The sequence below is a fragment of the Lentzea californiensis genome, from assembly GCF_024648825.1.
GTDB lineage: Bacteria > Actinomycetota > Actinomycetes > Mycobacteriales > Pseudonocardiaceae > Lentzea > Lentzea californiensis.
The window spans coordinates 1-8412 of sequence record NZ_JANBBE010000030.1; the positions used below are offsets into that span (position 1 = coordinate 1).

The window sequence follows — 8412 nt, forward strand, 5'->3', positions numbered from 1 at the left end:
TTGTTGTAGCCGGATTGCTGTGGCAGGTAAGAGAAAGCACCGGGCAGATGGCGGGGCAGGAACCTCAGCCAGCGGGCCTCGGAACGGATGCCGAGCAAGGCCTGCGCCACGGCGAGAGTGAGCAGTTCAGCGTCGGTCAGCCGTGGTGGTCGTCCAGTCCGGGCGGGCCTGCCCAAGTGATCATCGATCTTGACGTAGAGTGCGGTCAGAAGGGTATTCAGGTCGGTCCTCACAAACTGATCTTGAACACCCTTCGTCTGTCTTCAGACACCGCCCGGACTTAGGACTTACTCGTCTAGATCATGCGGCGCCGTACCCGCCACACCACCACACCGATCAGCACCGCCGCGACGACGACGAACAGGGCCGTCTCGATGAACTGGAACGTCCAGAACCGGTCTGCCGGGTGGTAGACCCCGAACTGCTGGACGCCCCGCGCGTGCAGGAACTGGTTGAGGTTGGTGCCGGCCCGGTCGGCGGCGGCCTCCAGCTCGTAGTACTCGGTCGAGCTCAGCCTGCGCCCGGCGGCGTCCGCGTAGCCGCGTTCGATCGTCCAGTCAGCGAAGCTGGGCACGGGGCCCGCCTGGTCCTTGGAGCCGCCGGCGGGGACCGGCTGCGTGGTGGTGAGCGGCGTGGCGTACGCGGGACGGGCGAGCAGCGCCACCGACATCCGGACGGCGAGGAACGCTCCGAACGCGACGCCGAACGCGGGCAGGCTGCGCCGCAGGAACGCCCCCGCGGCGGTGGCGACGCCGAACGCGAACAGCGCGTACGCCAGCGGAACAAGGCCCTCCAGGTCGAAGGCGTCGTACTGGAACCGCCCTTCCCACGCGTCGAACGGCTGGCGGAACCAGGTCAGCACCGCGGTGAACATCCCGGTGAGCGCGACGGTGACGCCGGCCAGCGCCGCGAGCTTGGCCGCCAGCCAGCGCATCCGCGGCACGGCCTGCGTCCAGGCGAGCTGCCAGGTGCCGTCCTCCAGTTCGCGGGCGAGCAGCGGCGCGCCGAGGAACGCGCCGATGACGACGGGGACCAGGTAGAAGGCCGCCAGGAGGTTCTCGACGAACCCGTACTCGTCGTCGAGCCGGCGGAAGGAGGACGTGCAGGCCTCGTTGGCACCGGCCTCTCCCGCACACCGGGCGGGACCGCCGGGGAACAGGTCGTGGGCCTGCGTCCCGAGCACGAGCAGGGCGATGCCGAACAGGCCGACGAGCAGACCCAGGACGCAGACCTCGGTCCGGTGCTGTCGCCAGATCAACCACGTCATGCCGTCACCTCCGGCGTGACCGCGGCACCCTGCTCGGACGGCCGGCGCAGGTACGCCAGCACCAGGTCCTCCAGCGAGACCGGCTGGGCCTGCCACCCCGGCGCGGCCGGGATCGCGCCGTCGCGCACCAGCAGGGTCGTGTGCCGGTCGCTGTGGACGGCCTCCACGACGGCGTCCGCCCGGTCGAGTTCGGTGGCCGTGCGCGGGCCGACGAGCAGCCGGTGCTCGGTGAGGAGGGTGTCGATGTCGCCGGTGAGCGTGACCCGGCCCTGGTTGAGCACGATCAGGTGGTCGCAGACGCGCTCCAGCTCGTGCACGACGTGGGAGGAGAACAGGACGGTCACCCCGCCTTCGGCCACCGCTCCCATGAGGACCTGCAGGAACTCGTGCCGGGCCAGCGGGTCGAGGCTGGCCACCGGCTCGTCGAGGACGAGCAGGTCCGGCCGTTTCGCCAGGGCCAGGGCCAGCGCGACCTGGGCCTGCTGCCCGCCGGAGAGCGTGCCCGCTTTGCGGTCGAGCGGGATGCCCAGCTTCGCCAGCCGGCGCTCGGCCAGCCCTTGGTCGAACCGCAGGTTGCAGGCCCGGCCGAAGCGGAGCAGGTCGGCGACGGTGAAGCGCTTGTACAGCGGGTGGTCCTGGGCCAGGAACCCGATCCGGGACAGGGTCTGCGGGGTGCTGGCGGTGACGTCGTGGCCGAGGACCTCCACCGTGCCGGTGCTCGGTGCCAGCAACCCGACGACCAGGCGCAGCAGTGTGGTCTTGCCCGCGCCGTTCGGCCCGACCAGGGCGATCACGCCGCCCGCCGGCAGGGCCAGGGTGCAGTCGCGCAGCGCCCAGCCCTTCCGGTACCGCTTGCCCACACCGTCGGTGCGCAGCGCGAACTCGATCGCCGTCACGCCACGTCCTCGTTCCTCGTCTGCTGGTGGACGGAGGCGAAGAGCGCGTTGACCGCCTGCTCGTCGAGGCCGGCCGCGTAGGCGCGGCGCAACCAGGTCGCCAGGCCGCGGTGCAGCGACGTGTACGTCGACGGCGACACCGCGGCCGACTGCTGTTCGTCGACGAACGTGCCCTGGCCGGGCCGGCCGGTGACCAGGTTCTCCTGCTCCATCTGCCGGTACGCCTTGGCGACGGTGTTCGGGTTGATCGCCAGGTCCTCGACCACCTCGCGGATGAGCGGGAGGCGGTCACCGGGTCGGAGAAAGCCCAGCAGCACCGCCTGGCGGACCTGCTGGACGAGTTGCAGGTACGGCGGCACGCCGGAGTGGGTGTCGAGCCGGAAGACGAACACGGAAGCCCCTTTGCTGCTTTACTAGTTCCATAGTAAAGCAGCAAAGGTGGCGGTCGGACGACCAGGGGTCAGTCCGGAAGCCTCAGGTCACGCAGCGAGATTCGGCGTACCTGGGGTGAGCTCGCTTCGGAGAAGCTCAGCCATTCCTCTTCGTCGATCGGCCGGAACCCGCCGACGGCGCTGTCGTCCTCGATCGGCCCGAGCACGCGGCTGCGCAGGCCGCCCGTGACGAACCCGATCAGGAACTCCACTGCCCCGCAGTCGAACTCCTCCACCACCGGCGCGTCGTCGTAGCCCCAGATGCCGCCGCTCGAGACCGCGACCGTCCACTGCTCCGGATCCGGCGATCGGCGCACCCAGAACACACCCTCGCGATCCCCGCGCGCCCACGGGACCATGCCTTCCGGCACGTCCTCCGGGTGCTCGCGACGCCAATCCTCCGTCTGCCGCGTCTCCACCTCGAACTGGTACAGGTGATCCGGAACCCCATCCACCCGGTACGGCGGCTGCGCCATCACGCCGTTCAGCACGCCTGGCGCGTCGAACGTGCCGGGCGGGAAGACAGCGTGCAAGTCGCGGTAGTCGGATGGCAACTCGAAACCCAGCCTCGCGTGGACCACGTCCCACGGAGTCTCCACATAGGACCGGCCGGCCCACCCCGTCACCCCGGCCAGTCGTCGTACCGCCTCGTGCACCGCTACCGTCCTGTGTTGTTCGGCGACCCGGGCAGGTCCTGGTAGGTCCGGTAAGCCGGAGCTCCCGGCTTGGGCATGACGATCTCGCTCGGCAGCTTTCCGCGCACCAGCGCGATCAGGAACGCGACCGCCCCGACGTCGTACTCCTCCCAGTCGCCGTCCGCGCCCCGCACGATCACCGGCCACTTGTTCGGATCACCGTCGTCCGCGAGCCAGAACAGCTCCCCACCCATCGGATGGCCGAAGGTGGCCCACGGAATGAGGCCGGGAAGCCGCGGAAAGGCCGCGTACGGCGGCTTCCGCCCGTCCTTCAACGACAGCATCACCTCGCGGTGCAGAGCGAGCAGGTCACCCTCCTGTCCGGTTCGAGTCGGCGCGTTGATCAGCACGGTGCCGGCGTAGCTGCCTGTTGGCACCGTGTGGAGCAACGCCTTGTAGTCATCGGGCAGGGTCAGACCGAGCAGACGCTCAGTCACCGTCCAGTCCGGTTGCCACTTGGGCAGACCGGACCAGCCGACAACATCAGCCAGCACGTCGACAGCTGCGGAACGTGGTGCCACTGTCAGAGCTCCTAGCTCGGCCGCCTCAGGGACGTCGACAATTAAAGTCCACTACCGGGCTGATCATGACGGGGTGTCGTGCGCTCCACACCGCGCGTATCATCTGCCGCTGGCTCCGACCACCGACGAGCCAGGTGCGAGAGGTCTGCGGGAGACGTCGGGACAGTGCGGCCCACCATCGGCATGATCACGGCTGGCCCGCTCATCGAGCTCGCCGGTGAGCAGTGGCAGGGCGTCAGCGACGGCGTGGCCGCCGCCGGATGCGACCTCGTCTGCTTCGTCGGCACCGAACTGGACCATCCGGACCGCCACAAGCGCCAGGCCAACGCGGTCTACGACCTCATCGCGCCCGGCCGGATCGACGCGCTGGTCATCTGGACGACGCGGATCAGCCAGCAGATCGGCGAGGCCGCGATGCGCGAGTTCGCCGAGCGCTACGCGCCGATCCCCATCGTCAGCGTCGAGGCGCACCTGGCGGACTGGCCGACGGTGGTGATGGACAACCGCGGCGGTATGGACCAGGCGGTCAGCCACCTGATCGAGGTGCACGGCCATCGGCGGATCGCATTCGTCCGCGGACCGCTGGCACACGTCGGCGCGCGGGACCGCTACCAGGGCTATGTAGACGCACTCACCCGCCACGGCCTGGCCGTCGATCCGGACCTCGTGACCGCGCCCGCGCCGTCCTGGGATCCCGCCGCCGCGGCGGACGCGGTCGCGGCGATGCTGGACGAGGCCGCGGAACCGCCGGACGCCTTCGCGGCGGCCAACGACGAGTTCGCGCTGGGCGTCGTGACCGCGGTGCAGGAGGCGGGCCTGCGCACGCCGGAGGACGTGGCGGTCGTCGGGTACGACAACCACACGTGCATCCGCTCGAACGACCTCGGTTACCAGGCACCCGCGCGGCCGGCCTCGGGCAGTGTGCACCGCCGGGTCAACATCGACGCGGGAACGCCCGCGCTGACGACGGTGCGCGCCCCGTTCCACGAGATGGGGCGCCGGGCCGCGGAACTCGCGAGCGCGTTGGTCCGGGGTGAGCCCGCACCCGTGCTGGAGGTCGTCCCCACCGAGCTCGTCGTCGGCCGCTCGTGCGGTTGCATCCCTTCGGGCGGCGGAACCTCCGCACCGGCGCACGGTGAGCTCGCCGTGCCGGAGCACGACACCGCCGAGGCGGTCGCCGCGAACCTGCGCCAGGGGCTCGGTCCGAAGTCGGCCGTCCTGCCGGCCGGCTGGGCCGAACACCTGGTCCGCCTGTTCCTCGACGCCGGACGGCCAGAGGGCTTCCTCGCCGTGTTCGCGGAGTACCTGCGCGACAGCGCGCGTGCCGGGTGCGCGGCGCAGTCGTGGTGGGCGCCGTTGTTCTACCTGCGCCGGTTCGCTCTCGTGCGCGGCATCGACGAGGGCGCGATCGAGGACCTGTGGCTCCGGGTGCAGCTGATGGTGTCCGACGTGGTCGAGCGGGAGAGGACGTTCGAGTACCTCCTGCACGAACGGCAGGACCAGACCGTGCGCGAGGCGGGTCAGCGGCTGATCGTCTCGCGGGACGTCGCCGAGCTCACCGGCGCGCTGGTGGCCGAACTGCCCAGGATGGGGATCCCCGGCTGCCACGTGATGACGTTCGAGTCGACCCGTGAGCGGGCACGCCCGCTGATGTCGTACGAGAACGGTGAGCTCCGGCCGGAGCTCACGGCGCTGACGTTCCGGTCCACCCAGCTCACGCCCCACCGCATCGACCGGCGGAAGCCCGGCAACTTCGTGGCCGCCGCGCTCTTCGGGCTCGAGGAACAGCTCGGGTTCGTGCTGTTCGAGGTGGGCGCGATGCCGGGCTGGGTCTACGAGGCGATCCAGCAGCAGCTCAGCAGTGCGTTGCGCGGCATCAGGATGCTCGAGCGGGAACGGCAGGCCCTCGCCGAGGCCGAACAGGCGCGGCGATCACTGGAGGTGGCCCACGCCGAGCTGGAGGCACAGCTGCGGCACGCGCAGAAGATGGAGGCGATCGGCCACCTCACCGGTGGCATCGCCCACGACTTCAACAACATCCTGACCGTCATCAACGGCAACAGCGAGGCGTTCCTGCGGCGCTGTTCGCCGGACGACCCACGACGTCCGGAGATCGAGGACATCCAGCACGCCGGTGAGCGAGCGGCCAACCTGACCCGCCAGCTCCTCGCGTTCACGCGCCAGCAGGTGCTGGAGCCCGAGTGCCTGGACCTCAACGCGACGATCACCGAGGTGCGGGCCATGCTCGCGACCCTGATCGGCGAGGACGTGGAGCTGGCACTGGACCTGCCCCCGCACGTGCCGCCGGTCTGGGCGGACGCGGGGCAGCTCGAGCAGATCCTGTTCAACCTGGCCGCGAACGCCCGTGACGCGATGCCCGGCGGCGGCGTGCTCGGCATCAGCACGGCCGACGTGCACCTCGACGCCCGCCACCCGGGTCGCATCACCGACGTTCGCCCTGGGGACTACGTGGCGCTCAGTGTGAGCGACACCGGCACGGGCATGGACGAGGCGGTCCAAGCGCAGATCTTCGAGCCGTACTTCACCACCAAACCCGTGGGCAAGGGCACCGGCCTGGGCCTGGCGACGGTGTTCGGCATCGTGCGGCAAAGCGGTGGCCAGATCGACCTGACCAGCGCGCCCGGCGCGGGCACGACGATCACCGTGTACCTGCCCCGGTCGCGGACGCCTGCCGCACCGCTCCCCCGTGCCACGGCCCTGACGTCACCTCCCCGCGGCTCGGAGACCATCCTGCTGGTGGAGGACGACAGCCAGGTGCGCGCCGTGACACGCCACTCGCTGGAACGGTCCGGGTACGCGGTGATCGAGGCGCCCAACGGCCTGCAGGCGCTGAAGCTCGTCGACACCCACGACGACATCGACCTCATCGTGACCGATGTGGTGATGCCGAAGATGGGCGGACCCGAGCTCGCGGCCACGGTGCGGCGGGTGCAACCCGGTCTGCCCGTGTTGTACGTGTCCGGCTGCACGACCGCGGAGGAGCTGGACGACACGGCAGTTCTGCTCGCCAAGCCGTACGCGGAGACCGAACTGCTGGACGTGGTCCGCAGACTGCTCGACCAAGCAGTCTGATCGCGACCAAGGAGTCCACGAAGGAGCTAGCCGCCGAAGGGCTGCACGACGAAGTCGACATCGGCTGACACGTCCGCGATGCCTTGCCCAGCAACAACTCCAAGGCAGGCGCCCGCAGCGCGCACGCCCTCTCGCGCCTCGGCGAGGAAGCTCACGGGCAGCTCGTCTCCGGCGTGGTCGAGCAGGACGTCGTCGAAGCCGAGTGATGCCGCCTCACGGGCGAGCGCCACGACGTAGCCTCGCACTTCGGGGTGGCTCGAGTTGGTGAAGGCGAGACTGTCGTCGTGAGCGGCGTGGTCCCGCAACCCGGCCTGCCACGCCGCCTTCGCCAGCACCGGGTCGCGGAACGGCACCACTCGCGCCACGGCGCGCAGTCCAGCACGATGCAGCTGGTCTACCGCTGATCGCGGGTCGTAGAGGTCGCTGACCGCACCGATCCGGCCGGCCAGCGCGACGTTCGAGAGGTACGGGATCTGGCCGGTCTCGTCCTTCACGTCGAGCACCACGGTGTCGATCTCGCCCTTGCGGGCCATCGCGAACACCGCCTGACGCGAGGGCGGCGACGTCCACTCCCCCGGTTTGAGATGCGCGACCCGCATCGCCGGGCGTGCGACCGGTACCGCCACGTGCTGTCCTGTCGTGTTTCCCGCCATGTCGCGTGCTTCCACGAACACGGTCGCCGCCGACGGCACGGTCACCTCGAACGTCCCGTCGAGCAGTCGCGCGGAGTTCTGACCGACCCGTACGAGCACCGCTTCGCTGGTCGTTCCGCGCACGGTGACGGAGGAACGAGGATCGGCCGCTTCGGTCCGGTCGACGGTGAGCGACGGCGCGGTGTCGTCGATCGTGAAGTCGTGCTCGATCTCGGCGTCCAGCCACAGCAGTGAGGCATCGCGGACCCGAGCGCGCAGCGTGTGCACTCCTTCGCCCGGCTCGAAGCCGTGGAGCCGCAGCCTGTCGCCCTCACGACGAGTCAGAACCGGCTTGTCGTCGACGAACACGTCCACTTCGTCCAAAGCGCTCGGGTCCTCAGCGATGACGCTCACCTCGCGCACGGCGGCCGCCTTCAGAACCGCACCGTGGTCAAGCCCGTCGACAGCGAGCCCGAACCGCTCGAGGTGCAACACGGAAGCCACGACGATGCACGACAGCACGCACACCGCAGTGAGGAAGGCGAGCAGGACGGCCCTTCGCGGCGGAACTTTCATCGTTCATCCCGTCGCCAGCGCGGCGAGCCGGTCCGCGCCACCACTGAACACGTTCTGGTCGATCGGGGCGGCGGAGTACTGCCAGATCGTGTGGAACGGCCACTTGAACGGCATCGGGCCCACCGCGGCCGCGTACCTGGCGAGCCACAACGGGTTGGTGGAGCTGAAGTCGCCGCTGCGGCCGGTGCACTTGTCCCACCACTGCGTGGAGGTGTAGATCACCGGCCAGCGCTTGGTGAGCGCGTGGTAGGTGTCGCTGAAGCTGCGGATCCAGTTCACCATCGCGGCGTGGCTCAGGCCG

At 70.0% G+C, this 8412-nt stretch carries 8 protein-coding genes and 1 pseudogene; 1 reads left to right on the top strand and 8 read right to left on the bottom strand.

Annotated features, from left to right (window positions below; translation table 11 throughout):
* The 6 genes and pseudogenes from LX88_RS43370 to LX88_RS43395 all read right to left on the bottom strand — a co-directional run.
* Positions 1-233, bottom strand: a pseudogene (locus LX88_RS43370) (IS982 family transposase); the annotation flags it as partial.
* Positions 234-295: 62 nt separating this feature from the next.
* Positions 296-1267, bottom strand: a complete 972-nt coding sequence (locus LX88_RS43375; RefSeq protein WP_258953558.1) for an ABC-2 membrane transporter-related protein — start codon at positions 1265-1267, stop codon at positions 296-298.
* Positions 1264-2154: an ABC transporter ATP-binding protein gene (locus tag LX88_RS43380; RefSeq protein ID WP_372511545.1), complete on the bottom strand. Its 891-nt coding sequence runs from the start codon at positions 2152-2154 to the stop codon at positions 1264-1266. The genes LX88_RS43375 and LX88_RS43380 overlap by 4 nt, the downstream gene beginning before the upstream one ends.
* Positions 2155-2159: 5 nt before the next feature.
* Complete coding sequence (locus LX88_RS43385) at positions 2160-2555, bottom strand: GntR family transcriptional regulator (protein ID WP_258953560.1); 396 nt, start codon at positions 2553-2555, stop codon at positions 2160-2162.
* A gap of 68 nt (positions 2556-2623) precedes the next feature.
* Complete coding sequence (locus tag LX88_RS43390; RefSeq protein ID WP_258953561.1) at positions 2624-3250, bottom strand: hypothetical protein; 627 nt, start codon at positions 3248-3250, stop codon at positions 2624-2626.
* 2 nt (positions 3251-3252) lie between these two features.
* Positions 3253-3810: an SMI1/KNR4 family protein gene (locus tag LX88_RS43395; RefSeq protein WP_258953562.1), complete on the bottom strand. Its 558-nt coding sequence runs from the start codon at positions 3808-3810 to the stop codon at positions 3253-3255.
* Between the two features lie 183 nt (positions 3811-3993).
* Here LX88_RS43395 and LX88_RS43400 point away from each other — a divergent pair, with 183 nt between their 5' ends.
* Complete coding sequence (locus LX88_RS43400; RefSeq protein WP_258953563.1) at positions 3994-6903, top strand: substrate-binding domain-containing protein; 2910 nt, start codon at positions 3994-3996, stop codon at positions 6901-6903.
* 26 nt (positions 6904-6929) lie between these two features.
* Here LX88_RS43400 and LX88_RS43405 read toward each other — a convergent pair whose 3' ends face one another.
* Together LX88_RS43405 and LX88_RS43410 are read right to left on the bottom strand one after the other, a co-directional pair.
* On the bottom strand, positions 6930-8111 hold the full coding sequence (locus tag LX88_RS43405; protein WP_258953564.1) for a putative glycoside hydrolase: 1182 nt from the start codon (positions 8109-8111) through the stop codon (positions 6930-6932).
* A gap of 3 nt (positions 8112-8114) precedes the next feature.
* On the bottom strand, positions 8115-8412 hold a 298-nt coding region (locus LX88_RS43410), incomplete at its 5' end, for a GH25 family lysozyme (RefSeq protein ID WP_307792217.1).